This window comes from Acinetobacter sp. 3657 (assembly GCF_031456775.1).
Lineage (GTDB): Bacteria > Pseudomonadota > Gammaproteobacteria > Pseudomonadales > Moraxellaceae > Acinetobacter.
In genome coordinates, this window is the sequence record NZ_JAVDVH010000001.1 from 386,991 (window position 1) to 409,303 (window position 22,313).

Below are 22,313 nucleotides of genomic sequence, written 5' to 3' on the forward strand. Positions count from 1 at the left end.
GATTTGATTGATGTGCTATTAAATTAAGCTAAAATGTTATTTTTAATAGCACATATCAATTTTAAATAATGATTTAAACCTCTGCTTTAATAATAACTTGCGATAATAATGGCACTCCTTTGATCTGGTAGTGGTTCAACTTTTATTTCAGTTATACTATTTTTCTGTGATTGATTATTTAAATCTTCTAAAGATGTTGATAGGTTGCTTATTTTCTTGAATAAATCGTTAATTCGCTCACAATCAGGGTTGTGGTGATGGGTTGTACAAGTATCCTCAACAATATTTCCATTGATTTGAATGGTTCCCGTTGCAAAACTGATCGTCGAAATTGATATTAATGAGAATGCTAATAATAGTTTATATGATTTTTTATACATAATTATTTCCTTTTATCTATGTATATATTATTAATTAACATGGAAATTATTATGAAGGCAATATCGAAATAAAATATTGATTAAATTAATTTTTTAAATGTGATGTGGTTTTGGTTTTATCTTTTTATTGATAGTTTTGTCTGCTTTTTGGTTGTGATAACTGCATCACTAATTTTATTTATATTGTGAGTTTTTTGATTTATAAGGGATTTTAATAGATAGTAATGAAAATGCTCATATATGTTCTTTAATGTCGATATAAAAAACCCAATCATAAGATTGGGTTTGAATTTTTATGATTTAAATAGTATTGCCACAGATGTCGGTTGTACCTTGAGGGTAATTGAACTGTAGGGCATTGCGGTCAGTGATCAGCTCGGATGAAAACTCTAACCCTGCGAGTTTGTCTGAGAATGTACCATCTTTATCAGATCCAACCCAGTTACGGATATCAAAACCTATATTTTTCAATTGGGCTGGTAGGGTTCCTTTGTATCCTTGATCAATACCATTAACGATAAAACCAACCTGTTTGGTATTTTGGTTGATATAAATACCTAATCGGTGATACTTGCTTTGATACTCTGTTAATTTATTGTAGTAATAAGCGGCTGAAGTATATTCTGTGTTATCACTATTTTGGTAACCGAGAGTGAATAATACAAATGGAGGGTTTTCACCAAAATCGGGATCAGCACTGCCTGCTGCAAACGAATAGAGGGATTTTACGATATAGCCATTATCGGTTTCACCACTGAAATTAATATCTGTTATATATGATGAACTAGGTTCGCCATAGTATCCACCGTTAAGTGGAGCTGCGGGAATTTCTAGTTGCATTTCAATTGCAAGAATCCCTGTTGTTGGTAAGCTAAAATCGCCTAAACCATCTTGTAAGTATGGAAAGTATATAGAATCTTTTGCTGAATATAGCTTGGCTTTACTAGTAGCTAAATATTCTAAATAATTAAAAGTCCCATATTCAGGATCATTAATTGAAAAATATGGAGGGGCAACAGTTAAGCTAAATTTTTGTCCATTGATTGTAGGAAATACATCGATCAGATAGTCTGAATTTTGATTGTTCCATAAATCATTATAATCTTCTTGTGTTGCATCAAAGCTATACTGACATGTTTCGCTCTGATTTAGACTACGTAAACTTAAGCTTGTTGATGTTGCTGCTCTAGATTGGGAGGTTGTGTTGCTTTGTGAGTTATTTTGATTTTCACCACAGCCAAGCAGGGCTAAGCTAAGCGTCAATATGCCAATTTTTTTCATTGATGGTTCCTATAAGTTAAGTGGTTTAAAATTTTTTAAAATAAAACTTAAAAGTTCAGACTTCTTAATGAGTTTGAATTTTTTACAAAATGAAAATTTCAAGATCTTTAGTTTAATTTTTATAAAAAAAGACCTCCTGTTTTAAAGGAGGTCTCTAGAAAAATTAGTCGTATTCAATAGTCACTGTTGCCATCGCACGAACTGTGCCAGCACTCACATTATTTGCGGTCTGATAATATTGTGCTGTCAGTGGAACATTGTATTGCACAGTCTCATTGGACTTCACTGTACCAATTTCTAATTTATCACCTTTCTTTATCACTTGGTTTTTGCTGTTGTAATTCCAAAGGAGCTGTACGCCGACACCATTCGCTCTAGTGGCAGCCGGTGATATATTTGAGAGGACCTGATTATTAGTTCCATCTTGTAAGTAATCAAAACTTAAACTAATTAGGTTTTTTTCTTCATACCCTGTTGGGTTTACACCACCATTACAGAGAATATTTAGATCAAATGATTGAGTTCCTTGAGTTGAACCAATGCCTGTAAACCCTGACTTTGTAACAGTGGGTAGTGTGACGACTTTATTGATATTACCTTGAAGCTCACATGAAGAAGATGCGATGGTAATCGCATTGCCATAAACATGGCTAGTTAAAATAGGTTGTGATGGATGTGATGTTAAATAATAAGTACTATATTGACCAGGAACTAAAGTGCCAGAACCAGTATTAGCAGCAGTTTTGACGATTTCTACTACAAAATATCCTGTATCTAAAGAATAATTTGTACCATTCCAGTTGGAGCCACCAGTAATTGTTCTAGAGTAGGGATAATAACCAGAAAAATTCGTACTATTTTGAGCTTCACGGTAGAGACGAATGCCAATTCCAGGAATGTTAGTCGTATAGATATTATTTCCAAGATTACTTACTGGGTAGCTTTGAGTTAAATCCGCACGTACAGTCCCAGTTGAATACCGAGTACAATTAATCGTTGAATTATTTGGGTTAATTGGAAAAGTTGCTTTTCTGAGAATTGTGCCAACTGCATCGCTAGGCCGAACAACGACTCGACCAACAGCCATACTAATGTCTTTAGTTGTGAACCCTGATGTTGGTGCGCAAGCTGCATTTGCCTCAGCATAGAAACCGAGACCTGCGGTAAGTAAAACACTGTTTAAGAGTAATTTTTTCATTTACAAACCGCCTCAGTCATTATTAAACTTTGTTGATCTTGCGCAAGTTGTGCCGTTACGTCATAGGTAATTTCACATTGCTCAGCGCTATCTTCACCCCATTTTACATATAGGTGATCTTGTGCTTTAGGTGTACGCAAATAAACCATACTACCTTGAGCGACGATACCAACTGCTTCATTGTTTTGATCAAACACTTGTGCCGCAAATGGAAGACTTTCACCTGTTGCTGTTTTTGCAGCGATATAAATGGCATAACCTGTTTTGGTAGAAAAATCGACTTTTGTGATTGCACCAGCAAACGGAGCAATACGCTGACTGGTTTCTTCCAACTCAACATGAGTCGACATTTCTTGCGGATCTAAAGTGATATCATTTAAACGATATGGAGTAACGTAAGGAATAACAGCATAGCCATCCTTATTTACTGTTAAACCAGTTGTATTATTCACTTTTGCACCAGCAGCGTCAGGCGCATAAACAAGTACCATGGTTTGACCTTGTTCAGGGCCAAATAAAACACCATCACGATGTGCAACAATATTACCTGTGAGGCTAACCATTGCTTGCTGATACGCGTCAGCAATACTGTATGAACCACCAACAGTTGTATAATTGGTGCGGTATCGAGCATTCACGTTTAGAGTAGGGTTGTTATAATCTTGGTGGGACATAGATGAACCATAACTAAAACGATCTCCTACTGTGCCACTGACACCAACAGTACGGTTGTTTTGTGATGCGTTTGCATTGACATTCATTGAATGCTTTTTAAAGCTCAATGGGAATGAAAGCGTCATCAAATATTCGGTATCACGTGTTTGATTATTTGAACCATAGTCAATTTGACGATTGGTTGCAGATAAACCATAAGTCAAACCATGGTAATTATTGCTATAACCAATTTGATATTGCTCGCCGCTTTCCTTGCGATTCCAGTAATCGACCCATGAACCAACCATGTAGAAGTTACCCCAACCATCAGGTAGCCCCTGATTCAAGGTAATTTGGAATTCACTACGTTGTTTACCAACAGCGAAGCTGTTCATTCCTTTTTGTTCTAAATCACGAATTAATAGCGCATCACGTAATTTATAATAATTTTCAGTCGAGTAGCGATACGCTGCTAAGGTTAGGTTGGTGCTTGTTGGCGCAATTAACTTACTATAACTGAGGCGATAACTTTGACCTGATTGCGATTCTTTTTTTTCAAAATCAGCTTCAGAATGCGTAACATCGAGTGAAATCGCACCAATAGGTGTTGCAAAGGCAGTACCGACTAACGCTGAAGCATATTTTTCAGTCGCTTGAAAACCCGTATAGCCCGTTAAGTAGTTGTTGATACCGCGTTGATATTTACCTTGTACAACCCAAGGGTCTAAATCAATATCACGATCACGGAACTCACCCGCAGTAACAGAATATCTACTCATGCCCGGACGTAACATTTGTACGACCGAAGAATAGGGAATTGCAAATCTTTGTATTTCGCCACTAGATTCGATGACCGAAACTTCGAGTTCACCACCAAAGCCTGTTGGATAAAGATCATTAATTTCAAAACTTCCTGGTGATACAGTGGTTTGATAGATTAATTGACCTTGTTGACGAACCTCTACCTTGGCATTAGTTTTAGCGTTACCACGAATACGTGGGGCATAGCCCAGCATACTATTTGGTAACATGCGATCATCACTTGAAAAATCGATACCACGATATCCAAATGAATCAAAAATTTCACCATTGGTAAAACTATCACCCAGTGTTAAAACACTACGATATTGTGGGAAAGCACGTTGTAAATAGGTACTTGTAGTTTGATAATTTGATTTCTTTTCATCTTCATTCGGTCGGTCTTTCCATTGCCATTGACCGTTATGGCGTAACTGCCAACCTGCTATATTTGCTCCAGCTGTTAAGGCAATGAACGCATTGGTTGTTTCTTTATTGTCGTTACTACGATTGAACGTCTTATAGGCAGTACCGCTATAAGATAAGAACCCAGCATTGATACCGCGATCCCAAATACTTGGATCAACATAGCCTTGTGCATTTTTTTGTAATGCAACTTGAGGAATAGAAATATCTATACGTAATTTTGATGTATCAAAATCATAGTAGGCGTCCTCAATCCATTCATCTATTTTTAAACAACTATTTTGTGACAAAGCGGATTGTTGTTGAGCAAGAATATCTTGTTTTACGCCGTACTCGAGTAGTGCACCTGAGTTAAAGCATGTGATCGCATTTTGTTTTGGATCAACTGCTTTAAACACCATTCGGCGTTTTCCGAACCATTGGCCATTGATATATACATCGACGTTATATTCGCCAGCTAAAACGGGGTTGCCATATTTAAAACGCGAAATATCAATCTTTTGTGCATCACCGATTAAAAAAGAAGAGTTAAACTCAGCTTCCATCGCATTTTTGTGTGCGGGCTCGTCTGCATAGACCATAACAGGTACAGTCATACTGACCATGCCAGATGCAAGGTAAAAACAAATATGACGCTTTAATAATCTATGTGGTGCGTGCTGTTTAGACATGATAAAAATCGCCTATATGGTATAGGTACTTAAAATTATTGGTTATTTAAGTGAAGAATGATTATTGGAATTTGATTGGTCTTTCGACACGTCCGCCATAATCATTTACATTGATAAAACTCATCTTCTCAGTATTCGTGTTTTTCAGTTGAACTCGATCTTCAGAAAAAGGCTTTAACATGAGACCTTGAGGTAATAAATCGACTTTTTTATCACCATTGACTTGGAAAATTGAGGTCATGGTAATGTGGAAAGGAGTTGGATTTTTTATAACAAGGCTTTGACCTGATTTTTGCCATTGCAGTTTATCGGCTGCTAAGTTGGCATCTTCTTTAATACTTGCTGGTCGATAAAAAAACTTAATTCGTGAGCGAATTGCAAGTTGCAAGAAATTATCTGGAGCAGCTTCATTCCCTTTACCTGTTGGGCTAGGTGGAATATCTAAAACATTTAACCAAAGTACAGTTTCTTGTTGTTGATTTAACTGCGAAGCACTAGGCAAAGCTGTAATACGAAGCGTTTGGCTTTTCGATGCTTCCACACGCGAAATCGGAGGTGTGATCATGAAAGGTACTTTTGATTGGTCAGGCGTACTTTTCGGATCACCTTCATCAATCCAAGCTTGGACAAGTGCAGGTTTAGCGCCATTATTACTAAGTTGTAAGGTTACTTCACGTGCATCGGAAGGGTAAATAACCCGTGTGCCATGAATAATCATTTCTGCATGTGTGGCAGTTGCCATCACAGAACAAATTGCTAAACCAGACAAAAATTTACAACCGCTAAATGACATGTGCAACATTCTCAAAAAAGACAGATGAATTTAAAAGTGAACAGAGTTTCTATGCTCTAAAACATAGAAACTCTGTTATCAATAAATTATTGATAAATAATTGTGTATTGTACTGAAGTTGTTACTTCACCAGCAGTAGATGCGCCAGTAGCGTAGTATTCAGCATAGTAGTTCAAATCAGCGCTACCGCCTTCAACAACATCAACCCACTGAGAGTTAGTTTGAGCACCAGTAGCACCAGCAGCGAGTACTGGAATAACTTGGTTGTTGTTACCTAATAATTGGATATCAACGTTTTGTGCACCAGCTGCAGCTTGGTTGATTAAACGACCTGTATTGAAATCAACAGTTGCGCCTGGCTCGAAGTAAGTAGCAACTTTACCTTCTGAACAATCTTCTAAGTTGATTTGGAAAGGAGTACGACCTGCAACATCGCCAGCATTTGCTAGAGTCTGTCTAGAAACTGTTGGAAGAGTAACGATAAAATCTTTACCCGCTGGAGTAACGATGTTACAAGTTTTGTCAGTAACTAAACCATTGATTGTAATAGTACCATCAGCAGCTTGTGCATTAGCAATACCTACAACTGAAAGTGTAGCGATCAAAGCAAGTTTTTTCATAATAATATCTCGAATACATCAGCTAAAAAATTGAATTAGATTACTTTTTCAGGTTATTTTTGCGCCGAACAAGTAATGAGCGAAATATACCAGTTATTAAAAAAAATGCAAACTACGTCACAAAAATAAATTTATTAATCATATATTATACAATTCTTAAGTAAGTCCCTGTTTATTTTTATCTTTTTATTAGAAAAATTAATCTTATTTGTTAGTTTTGTGAAAAATCATAAAAAAATTGATGATTTTTTTTAAGTAAAAGTTGAGCAAATGTTTATTTTTTGTTCAAAATTGAGCTTTTTTTATATGAATTTTTTATGACAAACATTACGTGTGAATACGGTTTTTTTGAATTTTGAGTCAAAAAAGTTCGGCATTAACAAAAATGCTTAATTGGTTTTAAGAATTTCTTAAGATTGGGAGCTTAGTTTTTAAACATGGTCTGATGGTAAAAACACCAATAAGGAGATTTCGATGAACATGCTTTATACCCATAAACCAAACTACTATTTTTTTGCTCATAAATTTGTCCTGTTTTTAGAGGGCTATCTAAAAAGTCACGCTACAGAACAACAGCGCACGAGTTTCAATTTGCAAACGATTTATGATTTGTTTGGTCATGATCGAGCTTCAAGTACAACAAATCTAGAAGGTATTTTAAACATTGCAGATGAATATGTACTCGACACTGATGAAGGGCAGCAAGCATTGATTCGTGCTTACCATGTGCATTTAGATAATCATGTGCTGACTTTAGAGTTTAATCCAAAAGCGGTTGCATGCTTAAAAGGCGGTCAAACCATCGTCAGCCCACAAGCGGCTTAAGCTGAGCGAAGTAGACAAAATTCCTCGTTGATACACTGAGTTAATGATCTTTTAGCTCAGTGTTTTTTTATCGAGCTGATTTCAAGTCATCGATTGGTTATGATATCTATATCAAATCAAGTGATCAGAATATTGTGATGGATAAAGACTTTAACTCTGAAACGTATACTGTAGATGAAAGTATTAGCGATACCATTTTGTGGTTGATGCATCATCAAGAGATCTTTGATTCATTTCATTTTGATGTGCATACCCAAGAGTTGTCTGTGACACATGCAGCAGGGGTGGATATCATCCGGATAGGCATGTTTTTGAATGCCAAATACGGCATATTGGTTACATCAATTTAAAACTAGTGATTTATTTAGAAAAAAGCCTTGTCAAATGACAAGGCTTTTGAATTTATGCGCTCATGGCATCCACTGTGAGTTCGGCTATACTTGGTTTCGGTTTTTCGGCAGTGAGACCGAGTTTAGCAAACAAGAGTTGGTCTTTACCTTCACCTGCATTTGGTGTGGTTAAGAGCTTTTCACCAGAGAATAACGAATTAGCCCCAGCCATAAATGCCAGTGCTTGATCAGAATCACTTAAAGACTCACGGCCAGCGGATAAACGAATATAACTATGCGGCATGATGATACGTGCAACAGCGATCGTGCGAATCCATTCGGTTACTTCAAGTTTTTCAACATCAGCAAGTGGTGTACCTTCGATAGGTACTAGCATGTTAATTGGCACAGACTCAGGATGAACAGGCATAGTCGCAAGTTCATGCAATAAACCAATACGATCATTACGGCTTTCGCCTAAGCCAACAATACCACCACTACATACTTTCATACCCGCTTGGCGGACATGATCTAAGGTATCAAGACGATCATCAAAAGTACGGGTACTAATAATATGTGAATAATATTCGCGGGATGTATCAAGGTTATGGTTGTAATAATCCAAACCAGCATCTTTTAGGCGTTCTGCTTGAGATTGATTGAGCATTCCTAAGGTCATACAAGTTTCTAAACCAAGTGCTTTCACTTCACGTACCATTTCCAGTACATACGGCATATCACGTTCATGCGGATTACGCCAAGCTGCACCCATACAGAAGCGAGAAGAACCCGATTCTTTTGCTGATAATGCTTCACGAATGACTTTATCTACTGCGATACGTTTTTCAGCTTCCAATTTAGAATCGTAGCGAGCAGATTGTGAGCAATACTTGCAGTCTTCAGGGCATTTACCTGTTTTAATAGAAAGAAGCGTACTTACCTGAATCGTATTGGCTTGGAAATGTTGACGATGAACACCTTGCGCTTCAAATACTAAGTCTAAAAATGGTTGATCATATAGGGCTTGGATTTCATCACGAGTCCAGTCATTACGTACAGTCATTGTTATATCCATGATGATAGATTACGTTTGTTGAGATTAATCATACAGAAATCATGCCAAAGCCAAAGGGCAAAAAACATCATTTTTCTATTTGACGCACATTTGCTTGGTGCAATTGCTGTTGAATTGCCCAATCAATATGTACATTTACAATCTCATCGTGCCATGTTTTTGCTTCTTGCAATTTGGCTATGATTTCAGATGAGTATGGCGCATTTCCTAGACCGATTGCAATATTGCGCTTAAAGGATTGGTAGCCTGTACGACGGATTGGGCTACCTTCTGTATTGGCTAAAAATGTTGTTTCATCCCATTGCCATATTTCGAGCAGACTAATGTCGTCTAAATGATGTCTTGGATCGAAGTCAGGGATTGATGCTGTTTGAGCAAAACCATTCCATGGGCAAATAAGCTGACAGTCATCACAGCCAAATATACGATTGCCAATACCTTGCCGCAAGTCTTCGGGGATAATACCTTTATATTCAATGGTCAAATACGCGATACATTTTCTAGCATCCAGCATATAAGGCTCAACAATTGCTTGGGTTGGGCAGATGTCAATACAGGCAGTACATGAGCCACAATGTGCTGTTGCAGGTTCATCAAAGGGCAATTCTAAAGAAGTAAACAATTCACCTAAAACAAAAAAAGAACCTGATTTTTTGTGGATAAGTAAAGTATGTTTTCCTGTCCATCCCATACCGGCACTTTCAGCTAAAGATTTTTCAAAAATTGGGGCTGAGTCTGCGAAAGGGCGTGATTCAAAATCTCCCACTTTTTCTTTGATACGCGCGGCCAATGTTTTAAGTCGTCCACGCATGACCTTATGATAGTCACGCCCACGGGCATAGCGTGCAATAATGGCTGAATTTGGTTCAAGTGGTACATAACGAGGCTTAGGCGATGCCACAAGATAGTTCATTCGCACACAAATAATGCTTTTTGTTCCAGGGACGAGTAAGGTTGGGTCTGCACGTTTTTCTAAGTTTTCTTCTAAATAGTGCATGTCAGCATGATAGCCACGCTTTAAATATTCTTCGAAACGCGGCATTTGATCTTGAGCATCAGGTTTGGCAATGACACAATCAGAAAAGCCCAAGTCTAAAGCCTGTGCTTTGATCCATGCTTTAAGCTCTTGAGGATCAAACTGTTGTAGTTCAATCTTTTGAGAAAGTTTTTGAGATGATGCAGTGGAAGCCATAAACCAATAACAGGGGAATAAACATGCGACGTCCAGTTTACCATAGTCAAAGTATTCAAGCATGGGAGCAGCGTTGGTTTGCTCAGCAAAATTCTTCACTGGGACTGATGCAACAAGCCGCTTGGGCAATAACACAGCACTTGCTTCAACAATTTCAAGAACAAGACATTAAAAAAATTGCTGTGTGGTGTGGTCAAGGTAACAACGCGGGTGATGGTTATTATATCGCTGCATTTTTAAAACAAGCGGGTTTTGAGGTAACGGTATTTGCCACTGAGTTAGGTCACTCTGCTGATCTAAAGCAAGCTTATGTATATGCTCAAGAGTATCAAATTGATATTCAATTATTAAATCTCCCTAAATCCCTCTTTGAGAAAGAGGGACTTTTATTTGATTGCCATATTGATGCTTTATTTGGCATTGGATTAAACCGAAAACTTGATCAAAAGTGGCAAAATATTATCCAAACTTTTAATCTGCAAACAGGTTTAAAAATTTCAATTGATATTCCAAGTGGCTTGCATGCCAATACAGGGCAAGTCTTACCTTGCGCGATTCAAGCCGTCCAAACTTTTACGATTCTCGGTTATAAAGCTGGACTGTTCACGGGTCAAGGCAAGGAATTTGTAGGGAAGCTTCATTTAGTCAGCCTAATTCCAACTGACGACGAATTAAAGCCAGTGGCTTATTTATCCCCAGAAAAAATCACTTTACCTAAACGCAAAGCCTTTGGTCATAAAGGCAGTTTTGGGCATGTTTTGGTTGTGGGTGGGCATGCTGATATGGGGGGAGCAGTCATCATGTCTGCTGAAGCTGCTTTTTATGCAGGTGCAGGAAAAGTCAGTGTAGTGTGTGATGCTAAACACCATCAAGCAATCTTATCGCGTTCACCAAATATTATGGTTCGAGATATAAATGCTTTAAATCTAGAAACCATTCAACAACTATTAAAGCAAGTTGATGCAGTCTGTTTTGGTATGGGTTTAGGGCGAGATGATTGGGCTGAAAATATCTATAAACAATGGTTGGATTCGCTCAATCAAAATATGCAATTAGAAGTTGTGCTTGACGCTGATGGACTTTGGTTTCTAGCCAAGCATCCACAACAGCTAAATAAACATATTTATGCAACTCCGCATTCAGGCGAAGCGGCGACATTGTTGGGCTGTACTGCCGCTGAAATTGAACAAGATCGAATCGCATCTATTCATCAATTACAACAAAAATATGCAGGACAATGGGTGCTCAAAGGTGCGGGGAGTCTGACCTTGGAATTAGGTGATGACTTATTTATCTGTACGCAAGGTAATGCGGGCATGGGGACTGGAGGAATGGGTGATGTCTTGGCAGGTATGATCGCCAGTTTAAAAGCACAATTTCATCAGCATGTTAAGTTGCATGAAATCGTTAGCTTACATGCGCAAGCAGGTGATCTTTTAGCTGAAAGGGGTATCCGTGGTTTACAAGCCTATGAAATGGGAAAAATGATTTATAAAGTTGTGAATGATTAACGACGTCTACTACTTGAACGACTTCGTCCACGTGCCATACCACCTAACGCATTCAGCACTGCTAGTTTAGTCATACTTCCTGATGCATGTGCATGACAAATCGCAGCGGCAAGCGCATCGGCAGCATCGGCTTGAGGCTGAATGCTTAAATTAAGTAGGCGCATGACCATCATTTGTACTTGCTCTTTTTCCGCAGCACCATAGCCAACAACAGACTGCTTGATTTGACGTGCAGTATATTCGGCGACTTTTAAATCTAAATTGACCAGTGCCGCTATTGCTGCGCCACGTGCTTGACCGAGCTTTAGTGCAGAGTCAGGATTCTGAGCCATAAATACTTGTTCTACGGCTGCTTCTGTTGGCCCATGAAATTTAACAATACGTTCAACACCTGCAAAAATACGTTTTAAACGTTCAGGCATTTCTTGTGTTTCAGTACGAATGGTTCCTGCATCGACAAAACGTAATTTGTTACCATCTTTTTCGATAATTCCATAACCTGTTAAACGTGAACCAGGATCAATACCAATAATGAGTGACATGCAGCACTATAAAAGAATAAAGGATGATTGATATTGTTACATAATGGGCTTTTAGCTGCATGATAATTTTGTAGTATTTTGAATTATAAGGATATAGTTGTTTTATTGAACAAAGCATCTGTTTTTTAAGTAAAGGCACTGAATTTTGTATTTATTGGAAATCTGCTTGCTGAGACGATCAAAATCTAGTTTTAGCTTATATTTGTATTAAATATGAGCGTTAATTTAAAAATTAAGTGATTTTTATAAATAAAGTTTGCATTGTCAGGTGTAGGGGCGTATAAAGCTAATTCGCTGATGCGGGGTGGAGCAGTCTGGTAGCTCGTCGGGCTCATAACCCGAAGGTCGTTGGTTCAAATCCGACCCCCGCTTCCAAATTAATATTGCTCTGTGATGTGTAAAAGTTGTTGTTTATTATTGATTAAGCAGTAGCTGAGTTAGCTTAAATAACCTTAAATAAAGCTAAAAATTATTAAATTCTAGTTATGTAGTCTTTTCCCTCATCTAGCATTGTAGTAAATTAGATCGATCACTTGAGCTCAGTAATGAGTATTTAAGTTTTGAATATTATTAGTGAATGGCATGTAGCCACTGCCATAAATGGCAATGAAATTAGTGTGCAAATTATCCCACTTAAACGCCAGCAAAGTACGATGGATGGTTTTAAATGGGTAGAAGTAGGTAAAAAGATACTTTTACAGTCTGGTCAAGAAATTGAATTCAACCAAGATGGAAAAAGTTTCTATACTTCGGTCAATCAGCTATATCGTTTGACTTAAAATTTGGTATGCTTGTAGTATCTATTTAAGTAAAATAGATAGAGTTAAAATTAGAAGCGGTTTTGTTTCTAATTTGGCTTTTTTTTTAAACAAAAGATTTTAAAGGTTTAGGTTTTATGTCTGAAACTGTTAACGGAACTGTAAAGTGGTTCAACGAAACTAAAGGTTTTGGTTTTATTCAAGCTGACTCTGGGCAAGACGTTTTTGCTCATTTTAGCGAAATCCAAAGCAGCGGTTTTAAAGTTTTACACGAAGGTCAACGCGTTAAGTTTGAGCTTGGTCAAGGTAAAAAAGGACCACAAGCTACAAACATTACCGTTATCTAACAGAAATCATTCGGTAAAAAAGAAGCTCACACAAGTGGGCTTTTTTATTTGTTAAGAATAAATTTGGAATGTTGGGCGTTAGATACGTATTGCATCAAAAAACTAAAGTGGTGTATAGTTAAAAACAACTAGAAGAATAATACTGTTGATTCAGCAAATCTTTTCATTTCGTAGTTTAACCAAACCTTTCGTTTTATCAGATTTAGTTTCATAGTTTATTATTTCAAGTTAATTGCGATTAAGCATCTTAAGTTTTTTTGAAAAAATAGGTTAAATATATGTCTAATACTGTGACTGGTACGGTTAAGTGGTTCAACGAAACTAAAGGTTTCGGATTTATACATGCTGACTCTGGACAAGATGTTTTTGCTCATTTTAGCGAAATCCAAAGCGACGGTTTTAAAGTTCTACACGAAGGCCAACGCGTGTCATTTACCATTGCTGATGGTAAAAAAGGCCCTCAAGCAACAGGTATTACGGTAGTTTCTTAAAACCAATCGTATGACTTGAAAAAAAAGCTCACTTTGGTGAGCTTTTTTGTTTTTTGGCTTTTACTTTTTTAGAAAATAGGGTGTATTGAATGAGAAAAGGTTAGTCTCTACAAGTGGTATGGTAAACGCGAATAATGCTTACATTTTCTAATCAGTTGGTATTTATGAAGCACTTTTGTTTCAAATCATAGACATAAAATATAAATTTTTTTGTTATCTTATTTTTTTTGCAAGAAAACAAACATATGAAAAACTTTTTATTTTTAGGTTTAATCCTGACCTCGCTGGCAGCTTGTTCTTCAACGCCAAATCAAGAACTTACGCCACCAAAAATTGGTATGGCAAATCCTGCAAGCAAATTCTGTATTGATCAGGGCGGTCAGTTAGAAATTCGAAATGAGGCAAATGGTCAGGTTGGTTACTGTAAGTTACCGAATGGTCAAGTTGTTGAGGAGTGGGAGTTGTTCCGTTCGAGTCAACCTAAGTGTTTAGCAGATGAAGCACAGAAACTCATTGGTCAATCTGGGTTGAGCGAAGACCAAATCAAACAAAAAACAAAATCTGAAATCGTGCGTAGTATTGGTCCGAATCAGCCTGTAACGATGGATTATCGTGAAAACCGAGTGACGGTCACAGTTGATCCAAAATCTAAAAAGATTACGAATGCTACCTGTGGTTAATTATTAAAAGAAACTATAGTGCTCAATTAAACTGGCTTTAATTGAGTACTTTTTTATATAACTTGCTCTCTCAAGCCTTGATAATTCAAAAAATGCACCCATCATTTTATTTAGCATGATTTTTTATTTGCTGTGTAAGCTTTACTTTTATACACTCTGTGCTGCACATTTTTTCAATTTTTCTGAGATAGACGAAGCTTTGACATGAATCTACTTCTTATCGTGGTATTTGGCACAATTGCTGAAGTTTTAGTATGGATCGGCGTGGGCGACCTTGTAGGGAGTATGTGGTACGTATTCTTTTGGTTTATCTTCGCATTCTTTATTGGTCTAAATCTTGTTCGTTCAAGTACATCAAGTATCATGCCGCAATTGCAGCAGATGCAAATGACTGGGCAGCTTGGTGGTGATCCAGCCGTAACTAAAAAACTGGCACTTGCGATGTCTGGTTTTCTATTGATGATTCCGGGTTTAATCTCAGACGTGCTTGCAATCCTCGTATTGATCCCTGCTGTTCAAACTGCGCTTCGTAATGCCTTGATGAAAACGATGGCAAAACGTCAACAAGCGATGATGGAGCAAATGATGGGTGGTATGGGAGCTGGCGGTGCCGCTGGACAAAATCCTTTCGCTGATATGATGCGTCAAATGCAAGAGATGCAGAATCAGCAACAGGGTGGTGGTCAGTATCGTGATTCTACAATCATCGATGGTGAAGCACGTGAAGTAGAGCCAAATCAGAAGAAAATTGAGTTTAAAGATGTAAATTAATCATCGCACAATGAACTAAAAAACACGCTTCTCTAAAGCGTGTTTTTTTATGCGTCTTGTTCAGATCTCTGATCAGGGTTTTGGTCAACTTGGGTTTGCTTGTCTTTTTCTTTATTTGGTGGTTGATATTCGCTCGGCGGGAGTATCGTTATCTCATTTTCTGAGTTTTTATATTTGCGGCTGCGGTTGGCTCTTTCACGAAATCCACCTTTGTTAATCAACTGGGTCATGATGATATTTTTGAGATTGTTAAAACACTATTCTAGCAAATTATATAAAATTTCGTAATTAGCGTGTTATTGACGTGACTGGGGTGTTCTTAGAAATGCATTAAGCTGTCATAAAGTTGTGTTACTTTTAAAGTATTGGTTCGAAAACAAGATTGTATTCTGATTTTTTTTCTCATAGGATAAAAGTATGACGGTTTGATCGTTGTGCTAAGAAAATAAAAAAGAATAAATGGAGGAGTGAATGATGTTATCTCAATATCATTGTGCATGTTGCGACAAGGTTGTTGCATCAACAGATAAATCGTGCCCTTATTGTGGCTCTCAACATATTCGCAGCCCTTATGGTTTATGGATGTTGTGTGTTGCAGCTTGTTTTGTGGTTGTGGTGATCGTCAAAGTTGTACATATTTATTTACAGCAACATCATGAAGATCAAGCAATGCAAAAAAATTCATTGTTTGAAATATTTAAGCACGAGAGTGTAAATCCTAAAAAATAGATAGAAATTTGCTGTGGAATTAAAAAAGCTCACAGTGTTGTCACTGTGAGCTTTGGGTATGAGATCGGATTGTAGCGGAGGGATTATAATCCAGCAGCATCCTTCAAGATCTCAACCTTATCTGTTTTTTCCCAAGTAAATGCAGTATCCGAACCTTCGCGACCAAAGTGTCCGTAAGCGGCAGTCTGCTTGTACATCGGTTGAATCAAATTCAACATACGTGTAATGCCATATGGGCGTAGGTCAAAGTGTTCACGAACAAGTTGAATAATCAACTCTTCGGATACTTTGGCTGTGTTAAATGTATTGATCGAAATTGAAGTTGGTTCAGCAACACCAATTGCGTAGCTGACTTGAATTTCACATTTGTCCGCTAAACCTGCAGCAACAATATTTTTAGCGACATAACGACCTGCATAAGCAGCAGAACGGTCGACTTTAGATGGATCTTTACCTGAAAAAGCACCACCGCCGTGACGAGCCATACCGCCGTATGTATCTACGATGATTTTACGACCTGTTAAACCACAGTCACCGACTGGACCGCCAATCACAAACATACCTGTTGGATTGATGTGGAATTTAGTACCTGCATGGAACATTTCAGCAGGAATGATCGGTTTGACGATTTCTTCAATTACAGCTTCTTTGAGTTGAATTTGAGAAATATCAGGATCATGCTGGGTCGATAATACAACTGCATCTAAGCGAACTGGCATGCCATTTTCATAGGCAAACGTTACTTGGCTTTTTGCATCTGGACGTAACCAAGGTAAAGCACCTGAACGACGTAACTCAGCTTGGCGTTCCATTAAGCGGTGCGCATAAGAAATAGGGGCAGGCATAAGGACATCAGTTTCACGGCTGGCGTAACCAAACATTAAGCCTTGGTCGCCTGCACCTTGATCTTCTGGTTTTTGGCGGTCAACACCTTGCGCAATTTCAGGTGATTGCTTGCCGATCATATTGATGACCGCACAAGTTGATCCATCAAAACCTAAATCAGAGTGATGATAGCCAATACTATTTACGGTTTGACGTACAATCGCTTCAAAGTCGACATTGGCTGTCGTTGTGATTTCACCAGCAAGAACAACGACACCTGTTTTTACTAATGTTTCACAAGCGACACGCGCATACGGGTCTTCTTTGATGATTGCATCTAAAATCGCATCACTAATTTGGTCAGCCATTTTGTCTGGATGACCTTCGCTTACAGATTCTGAAGTAAAAACAGCATACTCGCGCATGAACGTCCTATCACTGGTATTTTCAAAAAGACAGAGTATGTTACATCGACTTAGCTTATAGGACTAGCACAAGCTGACTAAAAAGCATGAATTTATTTCATTTTCACCGTGTTTTTATTGATATGTGTATCAACAAAACTAATATACGAGCTCCTTCGCTCTAGAATTCCAGTTGGACTATTCTTTCATTTTGAACATGATGGTTTTATTTTCTGCTTAAGGCATGAACATTTGTACTTATAATGCGAGATGAACGAATGAAAAATAAGAAATATCGTGTATTAGGCTTTACCCCATGTCGTTTTTTTAAGACAATAGTCACATCTTTTGAAAGGTGATTTCTCATCTTCTCTCATCTAATTGATTTAATCGGATTCTGACTTATGACAACCCCTTTAAATGAACGTCGTATTGCAAATGCAATTCGTGTCTTGGCTATGGATGCTGTGCAACAAGCAAACTCAGGGCATCCTGGTGCTCCAATGGGGATGGCAGATATCGCTGATGTAGTTTGGCGTGAATTTTTGAATCATAATCCAACAAACCCACAATGGGCGAACCGCGACCGCTTTGTATTGTCAAATGGTCATGGCTCTATGTTGCAATATGCTTTATTGCATTTGACGGGTTATGAGTTGTCGATTGAAGATTTAAAACAATTCCGTCAATTACACTCTAAAACACCTGGTCATCCAGAATTGGGTTATGCACCTGGAATCGAAACAACAACTGGCCCATTAGGTCAGGGTATTGCCAATGCTGTTGGATTTGCCTTAGCGGAAAGAACGTTAGCTGCACAGTTCAACAAAGACGACTTAAATGTAGTTGATCACTTTACTTATTGTTTCCTTGGTGATGGTTGCTTGATGGAAGGTATTTCCCATGAAGTATGTTCACTTGCTGGTACTTTAGGTTTAGGAAAACTGGTTGTTTACTATGATGACAACGGTATCTCGATTGATGGTGAAGTTGAAGGTTGGTTCAGTGATGACACAGAACAACGTTTCAATGCTTATGGCTGGCAAGTACTTCGTGTAGACGGTCATGATGCTGCTGCGATTCGTCAAGCGACGATTGACGCAAAAGCTGAAACAAATAAACCAACGATTATTATTTGTAAAACGATTATTGGTCTAGGTTCACCAAATAAACAAGGCAAAGAAGATTGCCACGGTGCGCCACTTGGTAAAGATGAAATCACGTTAACGCGTGAAGCTTTAGGCTGGAAAGAAGACGCATTTGTAATCCCAGAAGATGTGTATGCAGCTTGGGATGCAAAAGCCAAAGGTCAAAGCTCTGAAGCAGCTTGGAATGAATTGTTTGCCCAATACCAAGCAAAATACCCAACTGAAGCGGCTGAATTATTACGTCGTATCAATGGTGATTTACCTGCTGAATTTGCTGCACAAGCAGATGCATTTATTGCGGAAACAAATGCCAAAGCAGAAACCATTGCAACACGTAAAGCAAGCCAAAACACTTTACAAGCATTCGGCCCATTACTTCCTGAATTATTAGGTGGTTCTGCTGACTTAGCTGGTTCAAACTTAACACTTTGGAAAGGTTGCCAAGGCGTACAAGAAAACCCAGCGGGTAACTATGTGTACTATGGTGTACGTGAGTTTGGTATGACTGCCATCGCGAATGGTGTGGCTTTACACGGTGGCTTTGTTCCTTACGTTGCTACATTCTTGATGTTCATGGAATATGCACGTAACGCAGTACGTATGTCTGCATTGATGAAACAACGTGTGATTCATGTATATACGCATGACTCAATTGGTTTAGGTGAAGATGGTCCTACACATCAACCTGTAGAGCAAATCGCATCTTTGCGTGGTACACCAAACTTAAATACTTGGCGTCCATGTGACACCGTTGAAGCAGCGATTTCTTGGAAATCTGCGCTTGAGCGTAAAGATGGTCCGACAGCGTTAATTTTCTCTCGTCAAAACTTACCATTCCAAGTGCGTAATGAAGCTCAAATTCAAAACGCTGCTAAAGGTGGTTATGTGCTTGCTGAAGAAAAAGGTGAGTTAAAAGCAATCATCATCGCAACAGGTTCAGAAGTTTCATTGGCAATGGAAGCTTATGCACAACTTGAAGGCGTACGTGTCGTTTCTATGCCGTGTGCTGAAGAGTTTATGAAACAAGATGCTGCTTACCGTGAAGCGGTACTACCTGCGCATATCCGCGCTCGTGTTGCTGTTGAAGCGACTCATGTCGACTACTGGTGGAAATTTGTTGGCTTAGATGGCAAAGTGATCGGTATGACCACTTATGGTGAATCTGCTCCAGCAAAAGACTTGTTCCAATTCTTTGGTATTACCACTGAAGCGGTTATTGCTGCGGTTAAAGAACTGACTGCTTAATAATTTAAGTGGTATTAAAAAGCGTTCCATTTGGAACGCTTTTTTTATGTTTTACTGAAATAACACTAAGCTTTAAAAGTTTTTTTATTTCAGCCTTTAAGTTCAAGATTGTTGATTACTTTCAACTTAATTGATTCGTAAACCGTATTTAACTTAATTTTGAAAATTTGTATTAAGTATTCAACTCTGTCTGAATCGCAATATTAGAAGTTAATAGCTTGTGAACAGGGCAGCTTTCTGCAACTTTTAATAAACGTTTATGCTGGTCTTCGGTAAATTCACCTGTTAATACGATTTTTCGTTCAATATTATTTTGACCTGCTTCAGGTTTGCCATTTGGATTTAGAGCCAAGTCGACTTGAACGTGAGTAAGCACAATACCTTTATGTTTTGCATACATCTCTAAGGTAATGGTTGTACAAGCGCCTAAAGCGGAAAGTAAGATTTGAATTGGGTTTGGTGCAGAATCTTGACCACCTTGATCTGCTGGTTCATCTGCATACCAGTGATGACCAGAGGAATCTGTGAGCGTGACACGGTAGGGCGTTGCGGTGCTTTGGGCTTGAACGGAGTGAGTCATACTTTACCTTGTTATCTACTTGATGATTTTTAGCTGCGTTAATAAAATTCTAGCTTGAAAAAAAATAAGAGCAACAATGCTCTTATTTTTAGCTCATTAAATCAATAGCGGACTTTGGCTAATAAATTGATATTATCATCTAAAAATTCGCCACTTAGGAAGTTAGCTTTACCACCATGTTGAATCACAATAGATAAAACATCATCTACAATATCATCAGTATTGGTGGTATCAGAATTAAGTTCAACATTTGAGGTTTCCTCATCAATTGTTGCTGGTTGAATGTAACCCTTACGGATAAAGATCTGATCAACACGACCTTCTTTGGCGGCACGATAAATCGAGGAGAGATCTTCTATTAATAGATTTTGACTTTTCGCCTGACTGATTTCAGCTTGTGATGCTTGCTGAAGCTTTGTTCGATATAAATTAACTTTATCCTGAGCGTCATCAATCAATAGGCGAGCTTCGGATTCTAAATTGGTGCTATTGGTCACAGTTGCAAAGATGGCACTTGGATTATCACAAACTTGTTGATAGAAAGAGACGATCCGTTCGTCACCGAAGACAAGAATAGGCAAAGGATTTTGCTTGTAAACTTCTTGGACACTTTTATCGACACGGTTTAAAAACTCTTTTATATAATTTTCCTCTTTTGTCGCATTTGAGCGGTCATCAGAGTTGGTTGTATAAAGATGCGTGTTTTCAATTGGAAAATTTAAACCTTGTAATTCATCTTCTTGATTAAGCTCTCGTACTAATTGGTCGTTGAAGACTTCCAATAAACGTCCTTGGTTTCTTGAAACAACCACTAAATAGTAGTGCACAGCATTATTTAGTTCACGAAGAATATCTCGTGTTGAAAAATGCTGATCAATGATAACTCTTGGCTTAACTTTAAAAGGGAAATTTAGAATTTGTGTATCTTCAGCGGTCGCGAAAATAGCCAAAGTATCCAAGTTGTAGTTATGATTGTGATCGGCAAGTTTTTGCTCGATTTGTTGAACCAGTGTTTGCGCTTCACGTTTGTCATGATTTTCAGATAATCGTGTCTCCAACTCTTTGATTGCATTCTTTAAAGCAATCGCGTCTTGTTGATTGTCTGGAAAGGTTCGGTGGGTTGGAACAAAAATGCTGATAGCAGGATTGGCTTGCGCTATGTTTAATTGATCAAATATTTTTTGTAAATTCATGCCACTTCCTCTAAATGAAAATATAAATTTTTTTAAAGTTGATTAATTTTTATAACATTGTTTTTTAAAAACTAAGGTTAAAAATTGATAAGTTTTGTACAGACTAAATTTAATCTAGTTGTCATTAAGATGCGTTCTAAGTAATCACGTTATTTTATTAAGGCTCTTCGTTGCAAAAACAAAACACTGTGTCATAAATCCTCACACTCTATTGTTGTCGTTTTCTAATACAATTTACTAAATTTAAAAATGAATTGAGGAATACATGAAAAACTTAAAGGCTTTATCATTCGGTGTATGTTTGGTGCTAGGTTCAACATTGGCTCAAGCAAAAGTGATTGACTATAAAATTGATCCTACGCATACCGCAACAGTATTTAGTTGGAATCATTTTGGTTTTTCTACACCAAGCGCTAACTTTACTGACATTCAAGGTGTTATTAAAGTAGATGAAGCAAAACCAGCAAATTCTTCAGTAAATGTGACTATTCCTGTAAGTAGCGTAAATTCAAATGTTGTTGCGCTTGATAAAGAGTTTCAAGAAGAAGCTTGGTTCAATGCTGCAAAATATCCAAACATTACTTTCAAAAGTACCAAAGTGGAAACAAAAGACAAAAAGCACTTTAAAATCACAGGTGATTTGACCGTAAAAGGTGTAACTAAACCTGTTGTGTTAGATGCAGTGTTGAATAAACAAGGTGAGCATCCAATGGCAAAAGTTCCAGCGATTGGTTTCAATGCAACAACTTCATTTGATCGTTCTGCCTTTGGTATCGGAAGTTATGTGCCGAATGTTGGTGATAAGATCACTGTAAATATTACCACTGAAGCGACTGCTGCGAAGTAA

At 37.8% G+C, this 22,313-nt stretch carries 24 protein-coding genes and 1 tRNA gene; 12 read left to right on the forward strand and 13 right to left on the reverse strand.

The window, feature by feature from the left end:
* Positions 1–86: 86 nt before the first annotated feature.
* From J2Y37_RS01775 to J2Y37_RS01800, 6 genes are all read right to left on the reverse strand, one after another.
* On the reverse strand, positions 87–380 hold the full coding sequence (locus tag J2Y37_RS01775) for a hypothetical protein (RefSeq protein WP_349031652.1): 294 nt from the start codon (positions 378–380) through the stop codon (positions 87–89).
* A 300-nt stretch (positions 381–680) separates the two neighbouring features.
* A complete protein-coding gene (locus J2Y37_RS01780) occupies positions 681–1,661 on the reverse strand; it encodes a DUF4882 family protein (protein ID WP_349031653.1) in 981 nt (326 codons plus the stop codon).
* A 163-nt stretch (positions 1,662–1,824) separates the two neighbouring features.
* Entirely contained in the window at positions 1,825–2,859 is a 1,035-nt protein-coding gene (locus J2Y37_RS01785; protein ID WP_349031654.1) for a fimbrial protein, read from the reverse strand.
* Positions 2,856–5,408 carry a fimbria/pilus outer membrane usher protein gene (locus tag J2Y37_RS01790; protein WP_349031655.1) on the reverse strand — a complete coding sequence of 851 codons (2,553 nt, stop codon included), beginning with the start codon at positions 5,406–5,408 and terminating at the stop codon, positions 2,856–2,858. Before J2Y37_RS01790 ends, J2Y37_RS01785 begins: the two co-directional genes overlap by 4 nt.
* 61 nt (positions 5,409–5,469) lie before the next feature.
* The gene (locus tag J2Y37_RS01795) at positions 5,470–6,201 is read right to left on the reverse strand and encodes a fimbria/pilus periplasmic chaperone (protein WP_349031656.1); all 732 of its coding nucleotides are present in this window, start codon (positions 6,199–6,201) and stop codon (positions 5,470–5,472) included.
* Positions 6,202–6,287: 86 nt separating this feature from the next.
* Complete coding sequence (locus tag J2Y37_RS01800) at positions 6,288–6,806, reverse strand: fimbrial protein (protein WP_349031657.1); 519 nt, start codon at positions 6,804–6,806, stop codon at positions 6,288–6,290.
* 489 nt (positions 6,807–7,295) lie between these two features.
* Here J2Y37_RS01800 and J2Y37_RS01805 point away from each other — a divergent pair, with 489 nt between their 5' ends.
* Together J2Y37_RS01805 and J2Y37_RS01810 are read left to right on the forward strand one after the other, a co-directional pair.
* Entirely contained in the window at positions 7,296–7,646 is a 351-nt protein-coding gene (locus J2Y37_RS01805) for a hypothetical protein (RefSeq protein WP_241322299.1), read from the forward strand.
* 59 nt (positions 7,647–7,705) lie between these two features.
* Entirely contained in the window at positions 7,706–7,996 is a 291-nt protein-coding gene (locus J2Y37_RS01810) for a hypothetical protein (protein WP_349031658.1), read from the forward strand.
* 52 nt (positions 7,997–8,048) lie between these two features.
* Here the strand turns inward: J2Y37_RS01810 and bioB are convergent, their stop codons facing one another.
* The gene (gene bioB, locus J2Y37_RS01815; protein WP_171063435.1) at positions 8,049–9,050 is read right to left on the reverse strand and encodes a biotin synthase BioB; all 1,002 of its coding nucleotides are present in this window, start codon (positions 9,048–9,050) and stop codon (positions 8,049–8,051) included.
* A 67-nt stretch (positions 9,051–9,117) separates the two neighbouring features.
* On the reverse strand, positions 9,118–10,242 hold the full coding sequence (queG, locus tag J2Y37_RS01820) for a tRNA epoxyqueuosine(34) reductase QueG (protein ID WP_349031659.1): 1,125 nt from the start codon (positions 10,240–10,242) through the stop codon (positions 9,118–9,120).
* A gap of 23 nt (positions 10,243–10,265) precedes the next feature.
* Between queG and J2Y37_RS01825 the strand changes: the two genes are divergently transcribed.
* A complete protein-coding gene (locus J2Y37_RS01825; protein ID WP_349031660.1) occupies positions 10,266–11,753 on the forward strand; it encodes an NAD(P)H-hydrate dehydratase in 1,488 nt (495 codons plus the stop codon).
* Here the strand turns inward: J2Y37_RS01825 and ruvC are convergent.
* Positions 11,750–12,295, reverse strand: coding sequence for a crossover junction endodeoxyribonuclease RuvC (gene ruvC, locus J2Y37_RS01830; protein WP_004670772.1), 546 nt, complete (start codon positions 12,293–12,295; stop codon positions 11,750–11,752). The genes J2Y37_RS01825 and ruvC overlap by 4 nt on opposite strands.
* Before the next feature lie 298 nt (positions 12,296–12,593).
* On the opposite strand from ruvC, the gene J2Y37_RS01835 reads away from it, so the two are divergent.
* From J2Y37_RS01835 to J2Y37_RS01860, 6 genes are all read left to right on the forward strand, one after another.
* Positions 12,594–12,670 (forward strand) — tRNA-Met (locus J2Y37_RS01835).
* A 185-nt stretch (positions 12,671–12,855) separates the two neighbouring features.
* On the forward strand, positions 12,856–13,074 hold the full coding sequence (locus tag J2Y37_RS01840; protein WP_005196681.1) for a hypothetical protein: 219 nt from the start codon (positions 12,856–12,858) through the stop codon (positions 13,072–13,074).
* Positions 13,075–13,190: 116 nt separating this feature from the next.
* The gene (locus tag J2Y37_RS01845; protein ID WP_004670776.1) at positions 13,191–13,400 is read left to right on the forward strand and encodes a cold-shock protein; all 210 of its coding nucleotides are present in this window, start codon (positions 13,191–13,193) and stop codon (positions 13,398–13,400) included.
* Positions 13,401–13,678: 278 nt separating this feature from the next.
* Positions 13,679–13,891 carry a cold-shock protein gene (locus J2Y37_RS01850; protein ID WP_004670777.1) on the forward strand — a complete coding sequence of 71 codons (213 nt, stop codon included), beginning with the start codon at positions 13,679–13,681 and terminating at the stop codon, positions 13,889–13,891.
* A 245-nt stretch (positions 13,892–14,136) separates the two neighbouring features.
* Positions 14,137–14,571: an I78 family peptidase inhibitor gene (locus tag J2Y37_RS01855; RefSeq protein WP_121929221.1), complete on the forward strand. Its 435-nt coding sequence runs from the start codon at positions 14,137–14,139 to the stop codon at positions 14,569–14,571.
* A 204-nt stretch (positions 14,572–14,775) separates the two neighbouring features.
* Positions 14,776–15,342: an FxsA family protein gene (locus tag J2Y37_RS01860; protein WP_004670781.1), complete on the forward strand. Its 567-nt coding sequence runs from the start codon at positions 14,776–14,778 to the stop codon at positions 15,340–15,342.
* Between the two features lie 47 nt (positions 15,343–15,389).
* On the opposite strand, the gene J2Y37_RS01865 is transcribed toward J2Y37_RS01860, so the two are convergent.
* Positions 15,390–15,572: a hypothetical protein gene (locus J2Y37_RS01865; protein WP_005196687.1), complete on the reverse strand. Its 183-nt coding sequence runs from the start codon at positions 15,570–15,572 to the stop codon at positions 15,390–15,392.
* A 241-nt stretch (positions 15,573–15,813) separates the two neighbouring features.
* Between J2Y37_RS01865 and J2Y37_RS01870 the strand changes: the two genes are divergently transcribed.
* Positions 15,814–16,071, forward strand: a complete 258-nt coding sequence (locus tag J2Y37_RS01870) for a hypothetical protein (protein ID WP_349031661.1) — start codon at positions 15,814–15,816, stop codon at positions 16,069–16,071.
* 83 nt (positions 16,072–16,154) lie between these two features.
* Here J2Y37_RS01870 and metK read toward each other — a convergent pair whose 3' ends face one another.
* Entirely contained in the window at positions 16,155–17,321 is a 1,167-nt protein-coding gene (gene metK, locus J2Y37_RS01875) for a methionine adenosyltransferase (protein ID WP_349031662.1), read from the reverse strand.
* Between the two features lie 383 nt (positions 17,322–17,704).
* Between metK and tkt the strand changes: the two genes are divergently transcribed.
* The gene (gene tkt, locus J2Y37_RS01880) at positions 17,705–19,693 is read left to right on the forward strand and encodes a transketolase (RefSeq protein WP_349031663.1); all 1,989 of its coding nucleotides are present in this window, start codon (positions 17,705–17,707) and stop codon (positions 19,691–19,693) included.
* A 172-nt stretch (positions 19,694–19,865) separates the two neighbouring features.
* Here tkt and J2Y37_RS01885 read toward each other — a convergent pair whose 3' ends face one another.
* Positions 19,866–20,273, reverse strand: coding sequence for an OsmC family protein (locus J2Y37_RS01885; RefSeq protein ID WP_241322308.1), 408 nt, complete (start codon positions 20,271–20,273; stop codon positions 19,866–19,868).
* A 101-nt stretch (positions 20,274–20,374) separates the two neighbouring features.
* Positions 20,375–21,466 carry a hypothetical protein gene (locus tag J2Y37_RS01890; RefSeq protein ID WP_349031664.1) on the reverse strand — a complete coding sequence of 364 codons (1,092 nt, stop codon included), beginning with the start codon at positions 21,464–21,466 and terminating at the stop codon, positions 20,375–20,377.
* Between the two features lie 265 nt (positions 21,467–21,731).
* Between J2Y37_RS01890 and J2Y37_RS01895 the strand changes: the two genes are divergently transcribed.
* On the forward strand, positions 21,732–22,313 hold the full coding sequence (locus J2Y37_RS01895; RefSeq protein ID WP_241322311.1) for a YceI family protein: 582 nt from the start codon (positions 21,732–21,734) through the stop codon (positions 22,311–22,313).